Annotated in this window: 20 protein-coding genes; 14 read left to right on the top strand and 6 right to left on the bottom strand. The window is 63.4% G+C overall.

What is annotated here, in order from left to right; all coding sequences use genetic code 11:
* Positions 1–8 precede the first annotated feature (8 nt).
* Positions 9–446 carry a rhodanese-like domain-containing protein gene (locus tag BN1119_RS17190; RefSeq protein ID WP_042001338.1) on the top strand — a complete coding sequence of 146 codons (438 nt, stop codon included), beginning with the start codon at positions 9–11 and terminating at the stop codon, positions 444–446.
* On the top strand, positions 436–1,158 hold the full coding sequence (locus BN1119_RS17185; protein ID WP_042000992.1) for a GNAT family N-acetyltransferase: 723 nt from the start codon (positions 436–438) through the stop codon (positions 1,156–1,158). The genes BN1119_RS17190 and BN1119_RS17185 overlap by 11 nt, the downstream gene beginning before the upstream one ends.
* 71 nt (positions 1,159–1,229) lie before the next feature.
* Here BN1119_RS17185 and ybaK read toward each other — a convergent pair whose 3' ends face one another.
* Complete coding sequence (gene ybaK, locus BN1119_RS17180) at positions 1,230–1,700, bottom strand: Cys-tRNA(Pro) deacylase (RefSeq protein WP_042000988.1); 471 nt, start codon at positions 1,698–1,700, stop codon at positions 1,230–1,232.
* 202 nt (positions 1,701–1,902) lie between these two features.
* Here ybaK and BN1119_RS17175 point away from each other — a divergent pair, with 202 nt between their 5' ends.
* A complete protein-coding gene (locus BN1119_RS17175) occupies positions 1,903–3,396 on the top strand; it encodes a diguanylate cyclase (RefSeq protein WP_042000985.1) in 1,494 nt (497 codons plus the stop codon).
* Positions 3,397–3,471: 75 nt separating this feature from the next.
* On the opposite strand, the gene ppc is transcribed toward BN1119_RS17175, so the two are convergent.
* On the bottom strand, positions 3,472–6,105 hold the full coding sequence (gene ppc, locus BN1119_RS17170; protein ID WP_042000982.1) for a phosphoenolpyruvate carboxylase: 2,634 nt from the start codon (positions 6,103–6,105) through the stop codon (positions 3,472–3,474).
* 323 nt (positions 6,106–6,428) lie between these two features.
* A complete protein-coding gene (gene argE / locus BN1119_RS17165; RefSeq protein ID WP_042000978.1) occupies positions 6,429–7,574 on the bottom strand; it encodes an acetylornithine deacetylase in 1,146 nt (381 codons plus the stop codon).
* Positions 7,575–7,862: 288 nt separating this feature from the next.
* Between argE and argC the strand changes: the two genes are divergently transcribed.
* From argC to argH, 5 genes are all read left to right on the top strand, one after another.
* Positions 7,863–8,870 carry an N-acetyl-gamma-glutamyl-phosphate reductase gene (gene argC, locus BN1119_RS17160; RefSeq protein ID WP_042000975.1) on the top strand — a complete coding sequence of 336 codons (1,008 nt, stop codon included), beginning with the start codon at positions 7,863–7,865 and terminating at the stop codon, positions 8,868–8,870.
* A gap of 15 nt (positions 8,871–8,885) precedes the next feature.
* Positions 8,886–9,665 carry an acetylglutamate kinase gene (argB, locus tag BN1119_RS17155; RefSeq protein ID WP_042000973.1) on the top strand — a complete coding sequence of 260 codons (780 nt, stop codon included), beginning with the start codon at positions 8,886–8,888 and terminating at the stop codon, positions 9,663–9,665.
* A gap of 22 nt (positions 9,666–9,687) precedes the next feature.
* Positions 9,688–10,599 carry an ornithine carbamoyltransferase gene (locus BN1119_RS17150; protein ID WP_042000969.1) on the top strand — a complete coding sequence of 304 codons (912 nt, stop codon included), beginning with the start codon at positions 9,688–9,690 and terminating at the stop codon, positions 10,597–10,599.
* A 51-nt stretch (positions 10,600–10,650) separates the two neighbouring features.
* Positions 10,651–11,886: an argininosuccinate synthase gene (locus tag BN1119_RS17145; RefSeq protein WP_042000966.1), complete on the top strand. Its 1,236-nt coding sequence runs from the start codon at positions 10,651–10,653 to the stop codon at positions 11,884–11,886.
* 222 nt (positions 11,887–12,108) lie between these two features.
* Positions 12,109–13,494: an argininosuccinate lyase gene (gene argH, locus BN1119_RS17140; protein WP_042000963.1), complete on the top strand. Its 1,386-nt coding sequence runs from the start codon at positions 12,109–12,111 to the stop codon at positions 13,492–13,494.
* A 109-nt stretch (positions 13,495–13,603) separates the two neighbouring features.
* On the opposite strand, the gene BN1119_RS17135 is transcribed toward argH, so the two are convergent.
* Positions 13,604–14,494 carry a LysR substrate-binding domain-containing protein gene (locus BN1119_RS17135; RefSeq protein WP_042000960.1) on the bottom strand — a complete coding sequence of 297 codons (891 nt, stop codon included), beginning with the start codon at positions 14,492–14,494 and terminating at the stop codon, positions 13,604–13,606.
* Positions 14,495–14,590: 96 nt separating this feature from the next.
* Between BN1119_RS17135 and BN1119_RS17130 the strand changes: the two genes are divergently transcribed.
* The 4 genes from BN1119_RS17130 to BN1119_RS17115 all read left to right on the top strand — a co-directional run bounded on the left by BN1119_RS17130 (position 14,591) and on the right by BN1119_RS17115 (position 16,601).
* Entirely contained in the window at positions 14,591–14,917 is a 327-nt protein-coding gene (locus tag BN1119_RS17130; RefSeq protein WP_042000957.1) for a carboxymuconolactone decarboxylase family protein, read from the top strand.
* Positions 14,908–15,300: a tautomerase family protein gene (locus tag BN1119_RS17125; protein ID WP_042000954.1), complete on the top strand. Its 393-nt coding sequence runs from the start codon at positions 14,908–14,910 to the stop codon at positions 15,298–15,300. The genes BN1119_RS17130 and BN1119_RS17125 overlap by 10 nt, the downstream gene beginning before the upstream one ends.
* A 5-nt stretch (positions 15,301–15,305) precedes the next feature.
* A complete protein-coding gene (locus BN1119_RS17120) occupies positions 15,306–15,824 on the top strand; it encodes a DUF4865 family protein (protein WP_244463760.1) in 519 nt (172 codons plus the stop codon).
* Between the two features lie 141 nt (positions 15,825–15,965).
* Positions 15,966–16,601: an FMN-binding negative transcriptional regulator gene (locus BN1119_RS17115; protein ID WP_042000948.1), complete on the top strand. Its 636-nt coding sequence runs from the start codon at positions 15,966–15,968 to the stop codon at positions 16,599–16,601.
* Positions 16,602–16,733: 132 nt separating this feature from the next.
* On the opposite strand, the gene BN1119_RS17110 is transcribed toward BN1119_RS17115, so the two are convergent.
* Together BN1119_RS17110 and BN1119_RS17105 are read right to left on the bottom strand one after the other, a co-directional pair.
* Positions 16,734–17,195, bottom strand: a complete 462-nt coding sequence (locus tag BN1119_RS17110) for a GNAT family N-acetyltransferase (protein WP_042000946.1) — start codon at positions 17,193–17,195, stop codon at positions 16,734–16,736.
* A 37-nt stretch (positions 17,196–17,232) separates the two neighbouring features.
* Positions 17,233–17,445 carry a hypothetical protein gene (locus BN1119_RS17105; RefSeq protein ID WP_042000943.1) on the bottom strand — a complete coding sequence of 71 codons (213 nt, stop codon included), beginning with the start codon at positions 17,443–17,445 and terminating at the stop codon, positions 17,233–17,235.
* 197 nt (positions 17,446–17,642) lie between these two features.
* Here BN1119_RS17105 and BN1119_RS17100 point away from each other — a divergent pair, with 197 nt between their 5' ends.
* Together BN1119_RS17100 and BN1119_RS17095 are read left to right on the top strand one after the other, a co-directional pair.
* A complete protein-coding gene (locus tag BN1119_RS17100) occupies positions 17,643–18,347 on the top strand; it encodes a response regulator (RefSeq protein ID WP_042000939.1) in 705 nt (234 codons plus the stop codon).
* A partial coding sequence (locus BN1119_RS17095; protein ID WP_042001335.1) for a sensor histidine kinase occupies positions 18,337–19,712 on the top strand: 1,376 nt, incomplete at its 3' end. The genes BN1119_RS17100 and BN1119_RS17095, both read left to right, overlap by 11 nt.

The following is a 19,712-nucleotide window of genomic DNA, read 5'->3' as shown; positions in this document are numbered from 1 at the left end:
AGATAACCATGAGTGCCGTTCTTGCCACCGGATTGGCCAGCCCCCAGGCTGCCGTCAGCTTTTTTACCGACCAGCTCGCCTATCGCACCGACCCGGCCGACCTCGCCGCCGACCTGCTGGCGGGGGAGACCGCCATCGTCGTCATCGACACCCGCTCCCCGGCGCACTACAGGGAGGCCCATATTCCCGGCGCCCTCTCCTTTCCTCACCGCACCATGGACGCGGCCAGCACGGCCTCCCTGGATCGGGAACTTGTCTATGTCTGCTACTGCGATGGCATCGGCTGCAACGGCTCGACCCGAGGCGCCCTGAAACTGGCGGCCCTGGGCTTCAAGGTGAAGGAGCTGATCGGCGGGTTGCACTGGTGGCGCCAGGATGGCTTTGCCGTCGCCACCGGGGAGGCCCCGGGTCGCCTGCTGACAGGGGGGAGCGACTGTGGCTGCTGAGGTGGAGATAAACGGCTTCGGTCAGGCGATAGGCGCCAAGCTGGCACATTGGGCGGGGGCCGAATTCCCCCCCCATCAGGTCATGAGTGGTTGGGGCTGCCGCCTGGAGCCCCTCGATCCCGCGCGCCACACTCCCTCGCTCTGGCAGGCCTTTGCCGCCGATGATGGCGCCATGTGGACCTATCTCACCAGCGGCCCCTTCGCGGACGAGCCAGCCATGCTGGTCTGGTTGCAGCAGTGCGCCGCCAAGGGGGATCCCCAGTTCTACACGATCGTCGATGAGGCAAGCGGCCGGGCGCTGGGGCTGGCCAGCTATCTGCGCATCGACCCCCAGGCGGGCAGCATGGAGGTGGGCTGGCTGCACTTTTCTCCCGCCATGCAGCGCACCCGCCTCTCCACGGCGGCCATGGCGCTGATGATGGCGCGGGCTTTCGCCCTGGGGTATCGCCGCTACGAGTGGAAGTGCAACGCGCTCAACCAGCCATCCCGTCAGGCGGCGCTGCGGCTGGGGTTCAGCTATGAGGGAACCTTCCGTCAGGCCAGGGTGGACAAGGGGCGCAACCGGGATACCGCCTGGTTCTCCGTGCTTGACGGCGAGTGGCCCGCCTTGAAGGCGTGCTTCGAGCGCTGGCTGGCGGATGAGAACTTCGACCAGGCCGGGCGTCAGCGGCTGCGGCTCTCGGATCTGACCGCAGCCTGTAGGGAGGGGTAAGGCACAGCCTGGCTCTGTTTATCGCCATGCCAGCGAAAGAGGCCCCGGATGCGGGGCCTCTTTCATGGCCTCTATTCGTGGGGCTCGCCTATGGGGGCAGCAATCCAGTTCATCAGGCGTACCATGTCTGCCGGTGCCACCCCGACCGAGAGGCCGCGTTTGCCGCCGCTCACCAGGATCTCGTCAAATTGCAGGGCGGAGTCGTCCAGCACGGTCGGCAGTGGCTTCTTCTGGGCCAGGGGGCTGATGCCCCCCACCTTGTAGCCGGTCAGCTTCTCGGCATCGGCCGGTTTCATCATCTCCACCTTCTTGAGCCCGGTGGCCCTGGCGAGCTGCTTGAGGCTGCACATGCCGGAGGAGGGCACTATGGCCACCACCGCCTGCTTGTCGTGATGGGCGAGCAGGGTCTTGAACACCTGGGCCTCTGGCAGGCCGAGCTGGGCCGCGGCATGTTTGCCGAAGTCGTCGTGGGCATCGCACTCGTAGGGGTAGAGCCTGTGGGGGATCTTGAGCTTTTTCAGCAAGTTGATTGCGGGGGTCATAGGGATTCCTTGAATCGCGGCAAGGACAAGGAGTGTGCGCTCAGGGGCCTGGCCTGGCAAGTGGTCGTGGAGATGGCCCCTGCGGGTTGGCGGGGAGGACATGGGCGCAGGGGGCGATCCCCATCTATGCTCTGGGGTCCTGGCCCCGCATGCCGCTATGCTGATGGTCATGATGGATGGACTATCGAAAGGAATCGTAGTCATGAATACCCCAGCGATCCGTTCCCTCAACGGCGACATGGACCCAGACGCCTTCGGTCGCTATGACATCCTGGCGCGACTGAGTGCGCTCGATCGCGCCTATGGCATCGTCGAGTTCGATCTCCAGGGCCACATGGTGGCAGTCAATCCCAGGTTCTGCGCCCTCCTGGGTTACGCCCCCGAGGATCTGATCGGCCAGTCCCATCGCCTACTGTTTCCCCCCGAGCAACAGGGGGAACATGACGGCTTCTGGCAGGGGGTGCTCGGCGGCGAGATCCATTCCGGCTCGTTTCGTCGCATCGTCCGTGGCGGTGGGAGCGTCTGGCTCCAGGCTGTCTACACCCCCATCAGGGACGAGGCGGGTACCCTGCTCGGGGTGCTCAAGCTGGCCCACGACATCACGCCAGAGGTGCAGGCCGAGCTGAGGGTGAAGCAGCAGAGCCAGCTGTTTGACATCATAGTCGCCGCCCATCAAGGCTTTCTGCTCGATCGCAACCTCGCCACCGCCTGCGACACCGTGTTCGAGCGGCTGCTGAGCGTGAGCGAGAGCGACTATGGCTTCATCGGCATCACCCGGTTCGAGGAGGGGCGGTTATGCCTCTATGTACCCTCCATCTCCAATGTCTCCTGGGACGAGAGGACCCATGCCTGGTACGAGCAGCAGCGCCAGGAGAGGGGGGGCCTCATCTTCAGCAAGCTCGACAATCTGTTCGGCCATGTGGTCACCCACAACACCCTGGTGTGCTGCAACGACCTGCCGAGCCATCCGGCCAGCCGCGGCGTGTCGCCCCCCGGCCACCCTCACCTGGAGAGCTTTCTCGGCATTCCAATCCGCCACAAGGGGGCAGCCATCGGCATGATAGCCCTGGCCAACCGCCCCGGCGGCTTCGATGAAACCCTGGTCACCCTGATCGAGCCCCTGACCACGGCCCTGGGCACCCTGATCCATGCCCGCAATCTGGAGGACGAGCGCAACCGCATGGAGCGGGAGCTGCGCTTCAACGCCGAACACGACTTCCTCACCAGGCTGCCCAACCGCAGTTGCTTCTTTCGTCAGGCCAACCGCCTGCTCGAGCGTATTCAGCACCACCCTGCCGAGGGGGAGGCCTGCTGCCTGGTGTTGATTGACATCGATTTCTTCAAGCAGATCAATGATGAACACGGCCATCTCGCCGGGGATACCGTGCTCGAGGAGCTGGCCGGCCTGCTGATGAAGACGGTGCGCAGCCAGGATCTGGTGGCGCGCTTTGGCGGTGAGGAGTTCATCCTGCTGCTGCGCGGCACCAGTCTGGAGGAAGCCCACGGCATCATGGAGCGAACCCGCCTGCAGATAGCGAACCACCCCTTCTTGCATCGGCGTCAGGAGATTGCCGTCACCATCAGCGCGGGCATCACCCCCTACCAGATGCGGTATCGCTGCATGGACGACTGGCTGCAATGTGTGGATCAGCGCCTCTACGAGGCCAAGCGCCGGGGGCGCAACCGGATAGCCTAGTCTGGCCAGACAGCAGAAAGAGAAAGGGCGCCACAATGGCGCCCTTTGACTATGTGATTTCCAGCTTGCCGGCCATCAACCCGTGTTGCGCATGCCTGCGGCGATACCGGCGATGGTGACCATCAGCGCCTGATCTATCTCCTCGTGCAGGGACTCAGGGTCGCGGCGCGAGCGGTTGAGCAGCTCGGCCTGCAGCACGTTGAGGGGATCCGTGTAGGGGTTGCGCAGCTTGATGGACTCCTTGATCCAGGGTTGGTCGTCCAGCAGGTCCCCTTGCGGGCGCAGGGCCAGCACCACATCGGCGGCGTCGGCGAGCTCCTGGCGCAGCTGTTTGCCGAGCGGCCAGAGGTTCTCCGGCACCAGACGGGTGTCATAGTACTCAGCCAGCCAGCTGTCGGCCTTGAGGAACACCATCTCCAGCATCTCGAGGCGGGTGCGGAAGAAGGGCCACTGGCGGCTCATCTCTTCCAGCACGGCCTGGTGACCGTTGTCGATGGCCTGTTGCAGCCCCTGGTGGGCGCCGAGCCAGGCCGGCAGCATCAGCCGGTTCTGGGTCCAGGCGAAGATCCAGGGGATGGCGCGCAGGCTCTCGACGCCGCCATTGGGCTTGCGCTTGGCAGGGCGGGAGCCGAGCGGCAGCTTGCCGAGCTCCATCTCCGGGGTGGCGGCGCGAAAATAGGGCACGAAGTCCGGGTGGCCGCGCACTATGCTGCGATAGTGTTCGCAGGAGGCCTCGGCCACCTGCTCGATCACGGTGCGCCAGCTCTCTTTGGGCTTGGGCGGCGGCAGCAGGTTGCCCTCCAGCACGGCGCTGGTGTAGAGGTTCAGGCTGTTGATGGCCACTTTTGGCAGGCCGAACTTGAAGCGGATCATCTCCCCTTGCTCGGTGACCCGCAGGCCGCCGCGCAGGGATCCCGGCGGTTGGGACAGGATCGCCTGATGGGCGGGGGCGCCGCCGCGACCGACGGTGCCGCCGCGGCCATGGAACAGGGTCAGGCGCACCTTGTTGGTCTCTGCCAGGGCCACCAGGGACTCCATGGCGGCGTACTGGGCCCAGCCGGCGGCCATCATGCCCGCATCCTTGGCCGAATCCGAGTAGCCGATCATCACGTATTGGCGGCCCTGGATGTAGCCGCGATACCAGTCCACCGACAGCAGGCGATCCATGACGGCGGTACCCGCCATCAGGTCTTCCTGGGTCTCGAACAGCGGGGCGACCGGCATGCGGAACTTGCAGCCAGCCTCTTTGAGCAACAGCTGCACCGCCAGCACGTCGGACGGGGCGCCGGCCATGGAGATGATGTAGATGCCGAACGCATCCGGATCATGGGCGGCGATCACCTTGCAGGTGTCTATGGTCTCCTGGGTCTCGTCGCTCGGTGTCCAGTCGCTCGGCAGCAGGGGGCGGCGCGAGTTCAGCTCGTTCAGCAGGAAGGCCTGCTTGTCGTCCTCGCTCCACTCGGCGTAGTCCCCCATGCCCAGATAACGGGTCAGCTCGGAGAAGACCTGACCGTGGCGCTCGCCGTCCTGACGGATGTCCAGCTTGACCAGATGGATGCCGAAACAGGCCAGCTTGCGCAGCACGTCCAGCAGCATGCCGTCGGCGATGTTGCCCATGCCGCAGGCGTGCAGGGAGTGGTAGCAGAGTTCCAGGGGCTCGCGCAGCTGGGCCGTGGCCTTGACCAGGTCCCGGCTCTCGCTCACCTGACCCTGCACCTTGGCGGTGAGGTATTCCTGGGTCTCGCGCAGCTGTTCGCGCAGCTCGCGCACCAGGGCGCGATAGGGTTCGGCACTGTCGCCGACGCGATCGCGCACCGCCTGGGTGCAGTCGGACATGGAGAGCTCCGAGGTGAGCTCCTTGATGTCCTTGTAGAACAGGCTCACCGCCATCCAGCGGCCCAGCTCCAGCACCTCAGCGGTCACCTTGGCGGTGACGAAGGGGTTGCCGTCACGGTCGCCCCCCATCCAGGAGGTGAACTTGACCGGGGCGGCGTCCAGGGGCAGGCGTACCCCCAGGTGTTGCTGCAACCGTTCGTCCAGGTTGCGCATGAATTCGGGGATCGCGGGCCAGAGGCTGTTTTCCACCACGGCGAAGCCCCACTTGGCCTCGTCCACCGGGGTGGGACGCTGTACCCGGATCTCGTTGGTGTGCCAGGCCTGATTGACCAGCTGTTCGATACGATTGAGGATCTTGTCCCGCTCACGGGGCAGCAGGTCGGAGAGCTCGAGGGCCTCCAGGCAGTCGTTGAGCTGCACATGCTTGTGGATCAGGGTGCGACGGGTCACCTCGGTCGGGTGGGCGGTCAGCACCAGATCGATATCCAGCTCGCGCACGGCCTGGATGATGGCCTCTTGCGACAGGTTGGACGCCTTGAGCTTGTCGAACATCTGCTCCAGCGGGTCCGGGGTGCAGACCTGCTCTTCGCAGCGGCGGGAGATGGTGTGGAACTGTTCGGCCACGTTGGCCAGGTTGAGGAACTGGCTGAAGGCGCGGGCCACCGGCAACAGTTCGTCATCGGAGAGGGTGCGCAGGGTGTCGAGCAGGCGCTCCCTGTCGGCCTCGTTGCCCTTGCGGGAAGACTTGGCCAGTTGACGAATGGTTTCGATCTTGTCGAGGAAAGCCTGTCCCTGATGATCCTTGATGGATTTACCCAGCAGCTGGCCCAGCATGCCTACGTTGGCCCGTAGAGCGGCGTACTTTTCGTTCATTCCACATCCTTATTCTGGTTGGTGTCCCTCTCCTTCCAAGGTGAGAGACAGCCTCACTTATTGTTGTGCGATTACAACATATGCTCCGTCATCTTAGGGGGACAATCTACCCAGAATGTCTGCGCAAGGTCAAATAACAGGCCGATTAAGAACATGTATTTTCGATGATCCTGGCACTTGACCGAGTCCGCTTGCCCCGCCTTCTGTCATGTAACTTTCCTACATATCCGATTGCGCCTCCCTGCGCTCGGTGGCTCTCTCCCGCCTGGCCCTGATGAAGGCGTCGCCAGGTGGGTCGTGTGGATGACCCGTGCCCGGCCGACCTAGCAGCAGAAGCGGCGGATCAGGTGCTGCAGCACCGACTTGGTCGGCTCGACGAACGACAGATCCAGGTACTCGTCCGGCTGGTGTGCCTGGGCGATGTGGCCCGGGCCCATCACTATGGTCTGGCAGCCCAGCTGCTGGATGAAGGGGGCCTCGGTGCAGTAGTTGACTGATTCGGCGCGCTTGCCGCTCGCCTGTTCGGCTTCACGCACCAGCAAGGAGGCATCGTCGCAGGCATAGGCGGGGATGGGTTCGTGCAGGTGTTGCAGGTGCAGGCAGCCCGGCTGGTGGATTTCGATGGGGGAGAGCGCCTCCTTGAGCAGGCCCATCAGCTCGTCCGGACCCACCTGGGGAGTGGGCCGCATGTCGATGTGCAGCTCGCAGCAGCCACAGATGCGGTTCGGGCTGTCCCCCCCCTGGATGTAACCCAGATTCAGGGTCGGTTGGGGCACCTTGAAGCGGTGATCTGCATATTTATTTTTGAGGCTGCGCTGTAGCGCCAATACCTGCCCCATGGCCTGGTGCATGATCTCCAGGGCGTTGACGCCGTTGGCGGGATCCGAGCTGTGACCGCTCCTGCCCGTGATGCGTATGGCCTCCGACATGTGGCCCTTGTGGGCCACCACGGGCACCAGGCCGGTGGGTTCGCCGATCACCGCATAGTCGGGTTTGAGTTCGGCCGCCGCGGCAATGGCGCGGGCCCCGGCCATGGTGGTCTCCTCGTCGGCGGTAGCCAGGATGCGCAACGGTTTGGTGAGGGTCTTGAGATCGATATCCTTGAGCGCCTCCACGATGAAGGCGAAGAAACCCTTCATGTCGATGGTACCCAGGCCATACAGGCGGTTGCCCTCCTCGGTCACCTTGAAGGGATCCTTGCGCCAGGCACCCTGATCGAACGGCACCGTATCGGTATGGCCCGCCAGCAGCAGACCCCCTTCTCCCTGGCCATAGGTCGCCACCAGGTTGAACTTGCCGGGCAATTCCGGCAGGGCCGTCACTTCGCACCGAAAGCCGAGTTGGTCGAACCAGTCCGCCAGCAGCCGGATCACCCCCTCGTTGCTCTGATCCCACTTGGGATCCGTGCTGCTGATGGAGGGTATTGCAATAATATTCTTATAAAGTGAAAAAAAATCCTGATTGGCCACTAGCTCCTCCTTGCACCCTCGGAAGGTTTCTGTTAGAAAATACAAATGCAAACTGAGTGAATGAATATTCTGTTCTTGCGCTCACCGATAAGGCTCTAGTTGTAAGGGAAAGTCAATGTTCTGTCACCTGATCTATCACCGACGACGCAACCCCGCCTGAATTGTCTCCGCGTGAGCTAGCCAGCTCGTCGCCCCTTGCCTGGCAAGGCAGAAGAGGCGATTCACTGCCTCTTAATCTTTATGCAGCATCATGCTGTGAACCCAGACCTCAGATTTTGGAATCGATCAATGCTTAACACCGTTATCGTCGGTGCCAGTGGCTACGCGGGAGCAGAGCTGGCCGCCCTGGTGCAGAACCACCCCCAACTCAAGCTGTTCGGCCTCTATGTCTCCGCCGGCAGCCAGGACGCCCACAAGCGCTTCTCCTCCCTCCATCCCCAGTGGATGGGCGAGCTGGATCAGCCGCTGCTGCCCCTGGACGAAGACGGCATGACCCGGATCCTGACCCAGGCCGATCTGGTGCTGCTGGCCACCGCCCACGAGGTGAGCGCCGAGCTGGCTCCCAAGTTCCTGGCCAAGGGGCTGCCGGTGTTCGATCTCTCCGGCGCCTTTAGGGTGCAGGATCAGCAGTTCTACCAGGATTACTACGGCTTCACCCATGAGAGCGAGCAGTGGCTCGCCCAGGCTGCCTACGGTCTGGCGGAGTGGAATGCCGATGGGATCCACGCCGCCCAGCTGATTGCTGTGCCTGGCTGCTACCCCACCGCCTCCCTGTGCGCCCTCAAGCCGCTGCAGCAGGCGGGTCTCATCAAGGCGGAGTGGCAGCCCATCATCAATGCGGTCTCCGGCGTCTCGGGGGCCGGGCGCAAGGCATCGGTCAACACCAGCTTCTGCGAGGTGAGCCTGAGCCCCTACGGCACCTTCAATCACAGACATCAGCCGGAGATCAGCCACCACCTGGGCAAGGGGGTGCTGTTCCAGCCTCACCTTGGCAACTATGTGCGCGGCATCCTGGCCACCATCTATGTACAGCTGGCGGACGACGTGACCCCGGAGCAGGTGGATCAAGCCTATCTCGCCGCCTACGAAGGCAAGCCCCTGGTGCGGCTCACCGGCCAGATGCCCTCCATCCGTGGCGTGGCCAGCACGCCCTATTGCGATCTGGCCTGGCAGCAGCAGGGCAACATGCTGGTGGTGGTGTCCGCCATCGACAATCTGCTCAAGGGGGCGGCCTCCCAGGCCATCCAGTGCGTGAACATCAAGTTTGGTTTTGAACCGGCCACGGGCCTGATTTAAGGAAGGGTAAAGAAAATGGACAAACAGACACTGGTAATCAAGTTGGGTGGTGCCCTCATCGAGAACGACGAGGCCCTGACCGCCCTGTTCGCCACCCTGAAAACCTTCCTCGACGATCAGCACAGACCCCTGGTGCTGGTGCACGGCGGTGGCTGCCTGGTGGATGATCTGCTCAAGGGGCTGGGGATGACCTCCAGCAAGAAGAATGGCCTGCGGGTGACCCCGTTCGAGCAGATCCCCTTCATCGCCGGTGCCCTGGCCGGCACTGCCAACAAGCAGATGATGGCCAAGGCCATCGCCTGCGGCATTCCGGCCGTGGGCCTGTGCCTGGCCGATGGCGGCCTGTGTCAGGTGGTGCAGCTGGATCCGCAGCTCGGCGCGGTCGGTGACTGCTCCCCGGGCAACCCGGCCCTGGTGCAGGGCGTGCTCTCCCAGCAGTTCCTGCCGGTCATCAGCTCCATCGGCATCACGGCGGAGGGTCAGCTGATGAACGTCAATGCGGATCAGGCGGCCACGGCCATTGCCGAAGCCCTGGGCGCCGACCTGGTGATGCTGTCGGATGTGAGCGGCATCCTGGATGGCAAGGGCAAGCTGGTGCCGCAGCTTGATAAACAGACGGCGCTGGATCTGATGGAGAAAGGGGTCATCACCGATGGCATGGCGGTCAAGGTGAAGGCGGCGCTCCATGCCGCAGAGACCCTGGGCAAGCCGGTCTGTGTCGCCAGCTGGCGCTACCCGGATCAGCTGCTCCAGCTGCTTGGCGGCGCCGCCATCGGCACCCAGATTACCCTCTAAGGCACGACAAAAGGACGATTCGATGCAACACCTGCTCAAAGACAGCGACCTCAGCAAGGCCCAGATCCTGGCGTTGATAGCCCTGGGCAAACAGGTCAAGGCCGATCCCAAGAAGTATGCCCATGCCCTGGCGGGCAAGGCGGTGGTCACCCTGTTCGAGAAGCCTTCCCTGCGCACCCGGGTCACCTTCGACATCGGCATCGCCAAGCTGGGTGGCCACAGCGTCTACCTGGATCAGCAGAACGGGGCCCTGGGCAAGCGGGAGTCCGTGCAGGATTTCGCCGCCAACCTGTCCCGCTGGTGTGACGCCATCGTCGCCCGGGTGTTCGATCACCAGACGCTCGTGGATCTGCAGCGGTACGCGACCGTGCCCGTGGTCAACAGCCTGTGCAATCTCTACCACCCCTGCCAGGGGCTGGCGGACTTCATGACCATCGCCGAACACTACGACGATCTGTCCAAGGTCAAGCTGGCCTATCTCGGCGATGGCAACAACGTCAGCCACTCCCTGCTGCTGCTGGGGGCGACCCTGGGCACAGACGTCACCCTGATCTGTCCCAAGGGTCACGGTCCGGATACCCAGATCTTCCTCGAGGCTCAGGCCCTGGCGGCCGAGTCGGGGGCCAACATCCATATCAGCGATGACGTCGCCGATATCGAAGGCTTCGACGTGGTTTATACCGACACCTGGGTCTCCATGGGTGACAACACACCAATGGAGCAGGTAAAAGAGATCTTCATGCCTTACCAGATCAACCAGGCCCTGCTCGACCGGACCGGCATCCAGCACGTGCTGCACTGCCAGCCGGCCCACCGGGAACTGGAGATCACCTCGGAAGTGATGGATGGCCCCGCCTCCCTCATTCTGGACGAGGCAGAGAACCGGATGCATATCCAGAACGCCGTGCTGCTGACCCTGCTGGGTCACAAATGAGCGACCGACCCTGTTTTTAATGTTTTCAAGATTGATCATGGAGAGAAGTAAATGAGCGGAATCAACAAGATAGTATTGGCTTACTCGGGCGGACTGGATACCTCGGCCATCATTCCCTGGCTCAAAGAGCACTACAACGCCGAAATCATCGCCTTCGTCGCCGACGTCGGTCAGGGTGAAGACGATCTGGAAGGGGTGGAAGAGAAGGCCCTGGCCTCCGGCGCGGCCAAGTGTGTGGTCTATGACCTGAAGGAAGAGTTCGTCAAGGATTACGTCTATCCGACCCTGAAGACCGGCGCCATCTATGAAGGCACCTACCTGCTGGGTACCTCCATGGCCCGTCCCGTGATCGCCAAGGCCATGGTGGAAGTGGCCAAGGCCGAAGGGGCCGACGCCATCGCCCACGGTTGCACCGGCAAGGGCAACGACCAGGTGCGTTTCGAAGGGGCCGTGGCCTCCCTGGCACCCCAGCTGAAAGTGATCGCTCCCTGGCGGATCTGGGACATGCGCTCCCGTGAAGAGCTGCTCGCCTATCTGGAAGCGCGCAACATCCCCTGCAAGGCGACCCTGAAGAAGATCTACAGCCGCGATGCCAACGCCTGGCACATCTCCACCGAGGGTGGCGAGCTGGAGAGCACCTGGAACGAGCCGTCGGAAGCGGTCTGGCAGTGGACCGTCTCCCCGGAGCAGGCACCGAACGAGCCGGAATACGTCAAGCTGACCGTCAAGCAGGGCGAAATCGTGGCCGTGGACGACCAGCCCCTGAGCCCCTATCAGGTGCTGGTGACCCTGAACGAGCGCGCCGGCAAGCACGGCGTCGGCCGCATCGACATCACAGAGAACCGTCTGGTGGGCATGAAGTCCCGCGGCTGCTACGAGACCCCGGGTGGCACCGTCATGATGGCGGCCCTGCGCGCCATCGAAGAGCTGGTGCTGGACAAGCCGACCCGCGCCTGGCGCGAGAAGCTGGGGGCCGAGTTCTCCCATCTGGTCTATGACGGCCGCTGGTTCACCCCGCTGTGCAAGGCGGTGCTGGCCTCCGCCAATGCCATCGCCGAGGATCTGGACGGTGAAGTGGTGCTGAAGATGTACAAGGGCCAGGTGAGCGCGACCCAGAAGCGTTCCGGCAACAGCCTCTACTCCGAAGACTTCGCCACCTTCGGCGCCGACGAGGTGTACGACCAGAGCCATGCCGAAGGCTTCATCCGCCTCTACACCCTGGCCAGCCGCATTCGTGCCCTGAAAGAGCAGAATCTGGCGGTAGGCGGTGACCATACCCACGGTTGATCGTCACTGATGAGCCAGACGAGGGGGCCTGGCCCCCTCGTTTATCAAGGCGCCGCGATGGCTAAGGATCAGGGGCCTTAGCCATCGGGGTGGGAGGGTCGGCAGGGCGACCCTCAGGCGTGATGAAGGGGGCGCAGGCGCCCCTTTCATGAGATAACCCTTCATCGAGACAATTCGCGGCAGGTGCAAGGCGCCGCCGACAACGCATTCAAGGAGAGCAGTATGGCACTTTGGGGTGGACGCTTCAGTCAGGGGGCCGATAGCCGGTTCAAGCAGTTCAACGACTCGCTGCGGTTCGATTACCGTCTGGCGGAGCAGGACATTCAAGGCTCCATGGCCTGGGCTCGCGCCCTGGTCACGGTCGGCGTCTTGACCGCCGATGAGCAGGGCAGGCTGCAACATGCGATGGAGGTGCTGCTCGCCTCGGTGCAGCAGGATCCCCGGCAGATCCTGAGCTCGGATGCCGAAGACATCCACTCCTGGGTCGAGGGCAAGCTTATCGATGCCGTCGGCGATCTCGGCAAGAAGCTGCACACCGGCCGCTCGCGCAACGATCAGGTCGCCACCGACCTCAAACTCTGGTGCAAGGCCCAGGGTGAGCTGCTGCTCGGCTCCATCAGCGCCCTGCAACAGGGGCTGGTGGCCTGTGCCCGTGCCAATCAGGCCGCCGTGCTGCCCGGTTACACCCACCTGCAGCGGGCCCAGCCGGTCACCTTCGCCCACTGGGCCCTGGCCTATGTGGAGATGCTGGAGCGGGATCACTCCCGCCTGCAGGATGCCCTCAAGCGCCTCGACACCAGCCCCCTCGGCTGCGGCGCCCTGGCGGGCACGGCGTACGCCATCGACCGGGAGGCGTTGGCGCTCGACATGGGCTTTGCCGGCGCGACCCGCAACAGCCTGGATTCTGTGTCGGACAGGGATCACGTGGTGGAGCTGATGCACGTGGCGTCGCTGTCCATGGCGCACCTGTCGCGATTTGCCGAAGATCTCATCTTCTACAACACAGGCGAGGCGGGCTTCGTGGAGCTCTCCGATGCGGTCACTTCGGGATCGTCGCTGATGCCCCAGAAGAAGAACCCGGACGCGCTGGAGCTCATTCGTGGCAAGACAGGCCGGGTAGTGGGCGCCCAGATGGCCATGCTGATGAGCCTGAAAGCATTGCCGCTGGCCTACAACAAGGACATGCAGGAAGACAAAGAGGGGCTGTTCGACGCCCTCGACACCTGGCATGACTGCCTCGACATGGCGGCCCTGGTGCTGATCGATCTGAAGGTCAATGGCGAGCGCACCAAGGCGGCGGCCCAGGGCGGTTACGCCAACGCCACCGAACTGGCGGACTACCTGGTGGCCAAGGGCATTCCGTTCCGCGAGGCGCACCACATCGTCGGCGAGACCGTGGTCTATGCGATCCAGGTGAAGAAGCCGCTGGAAGAGCTCTCTTTGCCTGAGTTTCAGCGCTTCAGCCCGGTGGTGGGGGAGGATGTCTATCCGAACCTGGAGCTGGAAGCCACCCTGGCCAAGCGGGTCGCCAAGGGGGGCGTCGCCCGTGAGCAGGTAGAAGCGGCCCTTACCGTCGCCGAAGCCTGGCTGGCCAAGCGGGCGGGTTAAACCAACCGGCTTGTCATGGGACTAAGAAAGCAAAACGGCAACCTCGGGGTTGCCGTTTTTTATGTCCCCCATTGTGCGGGCAGGTCTGCGGTTATGGCAGCCAGTCTTCTCAGCCCTTGCTGGCACTGGCCCGATGCACTGCGTCGGCAAGCAGTGCATGCAACTGGCGCTCGGCCTCGCTGGATGGGTGGTTGGCGCTGAGCAGGGCGACCCCCAAGGTGCCCACTGACGGCAGCACGCTGCCGAGGGTCACCAGACTGGCCGGCATGCCGATGGTGGAGCGCACCGTGAGCCCGAGCCCGGCCTGCAAGGCCGCCCAGATCCCCCCTAGACTCTGGCTGCTGAAGGCGATGCGCCAGGGGATCCCGGCCTCGTCGAGGGCCCGGGTAGCCCGTGATCGCATCAGGCAGGGGGCATCGAAGAGCACCAGGGGCAAAGGCTCCCCCCGTGCCAGCAGAGGGGCGAGCTCCCAGTCCGGGTGCGCTATCCACTGCAGTGACACCAGAGCGATGAGCCGGGCATCCATGCCCTCATCCTGTGGCTGCCAGGTCAGGGCCATGTCGAGGCTGCCCTCCTTGATCCCCTTTGTCAGCGGCCCATTGCGATCGATGCGGGTCGTCATGCGAAGCCCGGGATGCAGGCGACAGAAGGGCCCCAGCACAGCAGGCAGCAAAGATTCGCCAAAGTCCTCCTGTACCCCCAGCCTGATCTCCCCTTGCAGCAGCTCCCCCTTGAGGGCGCGCACGGCCTCGTCATTGAGATCCAGCAGCCGTTTCCCATAGCCCAGCAGCAGCTCGCCCTGGGGGGTCGGGACCAGGTGGCGCCCGCTGCGAGCGACCAGCGCCGTACCGCATTGCTGCTCGAGTTTTTTCAGCTGGGCGCTGACCGCCGAGGTGGAGCGACACAGCCGCTGCGCCGCCAGCGCAAAGTTGCCGCACTCCATGCCGACGACATAGCTGCGCAGGGCATCGAGATCCAGGTTCAGGGGAAGGGGTTGCATAATTGTCCTGATAATCGGGATTGATGGTCTTTTATATTTCGATTTTCTAAATTGTAGCAGTGGGAGAGAGTGGCTTCACCATCCAAGGAGATTGCCATGACCCATCCTGTTCTTGATCGTGACGACCTGGCGCTGGTGGCGCCGAGACTGTCCCAACTGGCGGAAGACACGCTGTTTGGCGATATCTGGCAGCGACCCGCCCTGTCAGCCCGCGAGCGCAGCCTGATCACCCTGGCCATACTGGCGTCGCTGGGGCGGGTGCAACAACTGCCGTGGCACATCACGTTCGCCCAGCAAAACGGCCTGACACGGGATCAGCTGGAAGAGCTGTTCACCCATCTCGCCTTCTACGCCGGCTTGCCCGCCGCTGTCACCGCAGTGAGCCTGCTGCCCGCCCGCGAGGAGGCGACCCCATGCCGCTGACCCGCATCACAGTGCGCGAGGGGATGAGCGACGCGCGCCTGCAGCAGCTCTCCGCGCTCTATCATCAGACCCTGGTGGAGGTGTTCGAGGTGCCGCCGGAGGACAAGTTCCAGATCCTGGAGATCCTGCCGGCCAAGGCGCTCGTCTATCACCCCCACTACCAGACCGGCCGCCGGGACGGCGACTTCATCCTCTTCCAGATCCTGGCGGGGAAGCCGCGCAGCACTGAGGTCAAGGAGCGGCTCTATGGGCGGCTCGCCGAGCACCTGCATGCCGACTTGGGCATCCATCCCGACAACCTCATGGTGGTGATCCAGCAAAACGGCAGCGAGGAGTGGAGCTTCGGACGGGGTCTGATGTTCCAGCTGGGGGTGGCCTCATGATCGCCATGCACTACAGATTCACCCTGCCCGCAGACTACGACATGGGGCTCATCGAGGCGCGGATTGCCAGCAATGGGGCCAGACTCGACGGCTTCCCCGGCTTGTTGTTCAAGGCCTATCTCTATGGCCGCCATGACGAGGCCGCCCTGCCATGCCGGGAGAATCGCTATGCCCCCTTCTATGTGTGGCAAAGCGCCGAGGCGATGCACCGATTCCTGGCAAGCGAAGGCTTTGCGGCGCTCACCAGGCACTTCGGCTGGCCCCATATCGAGACCTGGCATCTGCTATCTGCCCCGCAGAGGGAGGATCTCGAGCAGGCCAGGGTGGCCATCTTGCGGCGCACTGCCATTGCCCCCCATGCCTGCCTGGCCGAGCTGCACACCGAGGCCATGGTGAGCGGCTGGGATCTTTCCCGCTGGCAGTGGCTGGAGGTGGATCTCTTGCCATCGCTCCCACAGGCGACGCCGGCAGGGGCCGATGCCTATCACATCGGCTACCTGGCCAAAGGGAGCCCTTTATCCTGAACGGGTGGCCGCTGTTCTCCGTTGGCGGCCAAGGCTTTCTTCGGTGGCGCTCGGCAGGCAAACTCGAGATGATGTTCTCCCGCCATGGGATCATCTCGACGGGTTTAGTACGGACACACCATCACGGATAAAGGAGCCTGCATGTACCTGCCACCCCATTTCGAAGCTGCCGACCCCGCCGCTTTGCATCGGCTGATCCGGGCCCATCCTCTGGGGGCCCTGGTCACCTCTGGCGAGCAGGGGCTGGATGCCAATCACCTGCCGTTCGAGTTCGATGCCGATGAGGGGGAGCATGGGATCTTGCGGGCCCATGTGGCGCGCAACAACCCGCTCTGGCAGGAGGTGAAGGAAGGGCAGGAGGTGCTGGTGATCTTCAGGGCCGTCGAGGGCTACATCTCCCCCAACTGGTATCCGAGCAAGCAGGCGCACCACAAACAGGTGCCCACCTGGAACTATGCCGTGGTGCATGCCCATGGCCGTATCCGGGTGCGGGACGATGCCCGCTTCGTGCGCCGCCTGCTCGCCACCCTGACCCGCACCCAGGAGGCGGAAGAGCCCGCGCCCTGGAAGATGGCTGATGCGCCGAGAGACTATCTCGAAGCCATGGTGCAGGCCGTGGTGGGCATCGAAATCGAGATAACCGGGTTGGTGGGCAAGTTCAAGCTGAGTCAGAACAAGGAGGAGGGGGACCGGCTGGGGGCTGTCGATGCTTTGCAGGCCAAGGGCCAGACCGCGCTGGCAGCGGCGATGCAACAGTCACCACTCTCGCCGCGATAGCGATAAATTCCACCATGTGGAGAGATAGCAAAACGGCAACCCATGGGTTGCCGTTGTTGATGGTGCGTCCGTTCAGAGCATCATTGGCCAGGCGGCTGGCGTCATAGCGTCTATTTCGAGTGGCTGCCTGGACTACAATGCCTTGCGCATCAATGCATTGGGGATCATGACGCCACGGCGGACGGGATACCTTCGCTCCTCCACATGAAAGCCATGTAGTGCAAAGAAGGGTTCCGCCGTCTTGCTCACATCGGCCGTCAGTTCGCCAATACCCAATAACCTGGCCTCTTCATGAAGGCGCATCATCAAGCGGGTGCCGACCCCTTGTCGTGCATGAGAGCCCGACACGAAAAAGTGGTCGATATAGCCATTGGGCTGAACGTCAGCATACCCGGCGATGTCACCATCAATGTCGGCGACAAAGGGGCGTAATGTCCTGATATGGTCAGCCCACAACGTCGGGGAAATATCCTCGGGCGCCCATGCCTGAATCTGCTCCGCTGTGTACTCTGCCGATGCAACTTCATGCACTGCCGATAAAAAAACCTTAAATAACGCGGCTTCATCCCCGATGTTGAATCGTCGAATGTTCATTGTTTCCTCTCTGGATAACGGAGACTGGGTGCCCGGCTCAGAGATCTCTGAATGGCCGGCGCTTCTCTTCCTCGATGACGATGGCCTCCAGGTTGGCGACTCGCTCCTGCAACTCCTTGATGACGAGATCCTGCTTGCCGAGGCGGTCGGTGATGCGGGCATCCCCCAGCTGGTAGCGGGCGCGCTTGCCGAGATAGCCGAACAGCATGCTGATCAGGACAATAAGGACGATGGCGGTCCACAGACTCATGTTTGCCTCCCTGGCAGCAGGACCCCGGTCTGGGTCAGTCCGGCCATTTTGACAGCCCCACCCCGTCTTGCCCAGCGGGGGATCCCATCTTGGCTGATTTGTAAGAGTTTGGTTACAAAAAGCCTGCCAATTGCCTCGACCCTGGCGCGCCAGTGCTGGTAAGTTAGGCCGATCTTCGTAGCCAGATTGATAATGCCATGGACAGTAAAGTCATTCTCATCGTCGATGACAGCCAGGCGCTGACCGATACCCTCACCGAGTATCTGGGCCGCGCCGGTTTCGAGGTACGCACCGCCTGTGATGGCGAGGCCATGTGGCAGCAGGTGCGCCAGGGCATGCCGGATCTGGTGATCCTGGATGTGATGCTGCCAGGGGATGACGGCTTCACCCTCTGCTCCCAGCTGCGCCGCCTCTCCAACGTGCCCATCATGATGCTGACCGCCGTGACCGAGGATGCCGATCGCATCGCCGGGCTCGAGATAGGGGCGGATGATTACCTCACCAAGAGTTTCAATCCCCGCGAGCTGCTGGCCCGCATCAAGGCGCTGCTGCGGCGCAGCCGTCTCACCCAGCAGGCGGCGAGTGCCAGGCGCATCAGCTTCGGCCCCTGGACCCTGGACAGCGTGACCCGCCAGCTCTCCCGGGCGGGGGAGGCGCCACGCCAGCTGTCGGGGGCCGACTACACCCTGCTCGGTCTCTTCATCCGCCATCCCAACGAGCTGCTCAGCCGGGATCTCATCTCCCAGGAGATCTGGGGACGGGAGAGCGACCCTTTCGAGCGAGGCATAGACGTGCAGGTCTCCCGGCTGCGTCAGGCCCTGGATGACAAGGAGCGCACCCTGATCATGACGGTGCGCAACAAGGGTTACATGCTGGCGACCGAGACCGTCTATGAGGCCTAACCGGGGCTGGGGGCCCCGCTCCCTGGCCAGCCGTACCAGCCTGTTTCTGCTGTGCGTCATCCTGGCGGCCGAACTGTGCGCCGGTTTCTTCTGGTATCGCCACAGCAATCAGGCACAGGAGCAGGGCTTGATCAGCACGGTGCGCAGCATGGCCCTGAGCGCCTCCTCCACCATCGCCTTCTTTCGCAAGCTGCCCCAGGATTACCGTCATCTGGTGCTGGAGCAGCTGCGCAACATGGGGGGGACCCGCTTCTTCGTCTCCCTCAACAACCACCCGCTGCCGGTGACCCCCATCTCGGGATCGCAGCGCCGGGTCCAGATGGTGGGAGAGGTGGAGCGGGTGCTGCAACAGGAGCTGGGCCGCGAGGTGACCAGCCGGGTCGACTTCACCAGCCGCGCCGACCTGCGGGTATTCAACACAGAAATCCCCATCGACGATCTGCCCCTGAACTGGGCCCACTACAGCCTGGCACTGGGGGAGCTCAATCCGCCTATTCTGGTGATCCAGATTGCCGTCGCCCCCGGCGCCTGGTTCTATCTGGCGGCGGCCCTGCCCGCCCCGTACGAGAGCCTGGATCCCCGTTTCTTCACCCCGAGCCAGCTCGGTTTCATGCTGGGGTCGGCATTGATCATCCTGATCGCCACCTGGTGGGTGGTACGCAAGGAGATAAGGCCCATCCGCAACCTGGCCCGGGCCGCCACCCTGCTCGACAGCAAGCGGGAGGTCCCCGAGGTACAGGAGGAGGGGAGCAGCGAGACCCGGGCCGCCATCCATGCCTTCAACAAGATGCAGCGCCGCATTCGCAGCCACCTGCACGAGCGGGATCTGCTGTTCAGCGCCATGTCCCATGATCTCAAGACCCCGCTGGCCTGTCTCAAGCTGCGCACCGAGATGCTGGCGGACCCAGAGGAGCAGAGCAAGTTTGCCGCTCACCTGGACGAGATGGAGCTGATGATAAAGGGGGCCTTGCAGTACATGAAGGAGACCCACATTCACGAGGAGATAGAGGCGCTGGATCTGATGGAGATGCTGCGCCGCTGCGGCGAGCTCTATAACCATGATGAAGCCAGGATGACGCTGCAAGGGCCGGCCAGCCTGATGCTGGTGGGCAAGCCGCTGGCCATCAAGCGCTGCCTGCAAAACATCATAGACAACGGCATCAAGTACGGAGAGCGCCTGCGGGTGCAGGTGACGCACCGGGGGGACAAGGTGAGGATCGCATTCAGCGACCAGGGGCCGGGTATCAGTCCGGCGCTGATGGAGCGGGTATTTGACCCCTACTTTCGGGTCGCGTCGACCCGGGATCTGCCCGGCAGCGGGCTCGGCCTCACCATAGCCCGCCACATCGCCCGCATCCACGGCGG

Origin of the sequence: Aeromonas bivalvium, assembly GCF_000819765.1 — a bacterium.
Lineage (GTDB): Bacteria > Pseudomonadota > Gammaproteobacteria > Enterobacterales > Aeromonadaceae > Aeromonas > Aeromonas bivalvium.
Note: the sequence above shows the minus strand (reverse complement) of the source record. Positions and strands in the feature narration are given on the sequence as shown.

Bases quoted from the DNA above. Each gene is read 5' to 3' on its own strand.
- ybaK (WP_042000988.1), bottom strand. From the start codon at position 1,700: ATGACCCCCGCAATCAACTTGCTGAAAAAGCTCAAGATCCCCCACAGG.
- BN1119_RS17145 (WP_042000966.1), top strand. From the start codon at position 10,651: ATGAGCGGAATCAACAAGATAGTATTGGCTTACTCGGGCGGACTGGAT.
- BN1119_RS17190 (WP_042001338.1), top strand. From the start codon at position 9: ATGAGTGCCGTTCTTGCCACCGGATTGGCCAGCCCCCAGGCTGCCGTC.
- BN1119_RS17115 (WP_042000948.1), top strand. From the start codon at position 15,966: ATGTACCTGCCACCCCATTTCGAAGCTGCCGACCCCGCCGCTTTGCAT.
- BN1119_RS17130 (WP_042000957.1), top strand. From the start codon at position 14,591: ATGACCCATCCTGTTCTTGATCGTGACGACCTGGCGCTGGTGGCGCCG.
- argB (WP_042000973.1), top strand. From the start codon at position 8,886: ATGGACAAACAGACACTGGTAATCAAGTTGGGTGGTGCCCTCATCGAG.
- BN1119_RS17135 (WP_042000960.1), bottom strand. From the start codon at position 14,494: ATGCAACCCCTTCCCCTGAACCTGGATCTCGATGCCCTGCGCAGCTAT.
- BN1119_RS17150 (WP_042000969.1), top strand. From the start codon at position 9,688: ATGCAACACCTGCTCAAAGACAGCGACCTCAGCAAGGCCCAGATCCTG.
- argC (WP_042000975.1), top strand. From the start codon at position 7,863: ATGCTTAACACCGTTATCGTCGGTGCCAGTGGCTACGCGGGAGCAGAG.
- BN1119_RS17120 (WP_244463760.1), top strand. From the start codon at position 15,306: ATGCACTACAGATTCACCCTGCCCGCAGACTACGACATGGGGCTCATC.
- BN1119_RS17110 (WP_042000946.1), bottom strand. From the start codon at position 17,195: ATGAACATTCGACGATTCAACATCGGGGATGAAGCCGCGTTATTTAAG.
- ppc (WP_042000982.1), bottom strand. From the start codon at position 6,105: ATGAACGAAAAGTACGCCGCTCTACGGGCCAACGTAGGCATGCTGGGC.
- BN1119_RS17175 (WP_042000985.1), top strand. From the start codon at position 1,903: ATGAATACCCCAGCGATCCGTTCCCTCAACGGCGACATGGACCCAGAC.
- BN1119_RS17100 (WP_042000939.1), top strand. From the start codon at position 17,643: ATGGACAGTAAAGTCATTCTCATCGTCGATGACAGCCAGGCGCTGACC.
- BN1119_RS17125 (WP_042000954.1), top strand. From the start codon at position 14,908: ATGCCGCTGACCCGCATCACAGTGCGCGAGGGGATGAGCGACGCGCGC.
- argH (WP_042000963.1), top strand. From the start codon at position 12,109: ATGGCACTTTGGGGTGGACGCTTCAGTCAGGGGGCCGATAGCCGGTTC.
- BN1119_RS17105 (WP_042000943.1), bottom strand. From the start codon at position 17,445: ATGAGTCTGTGGACCGCCATCGTCCTTATTGTCCTGATCAGCATGCTG.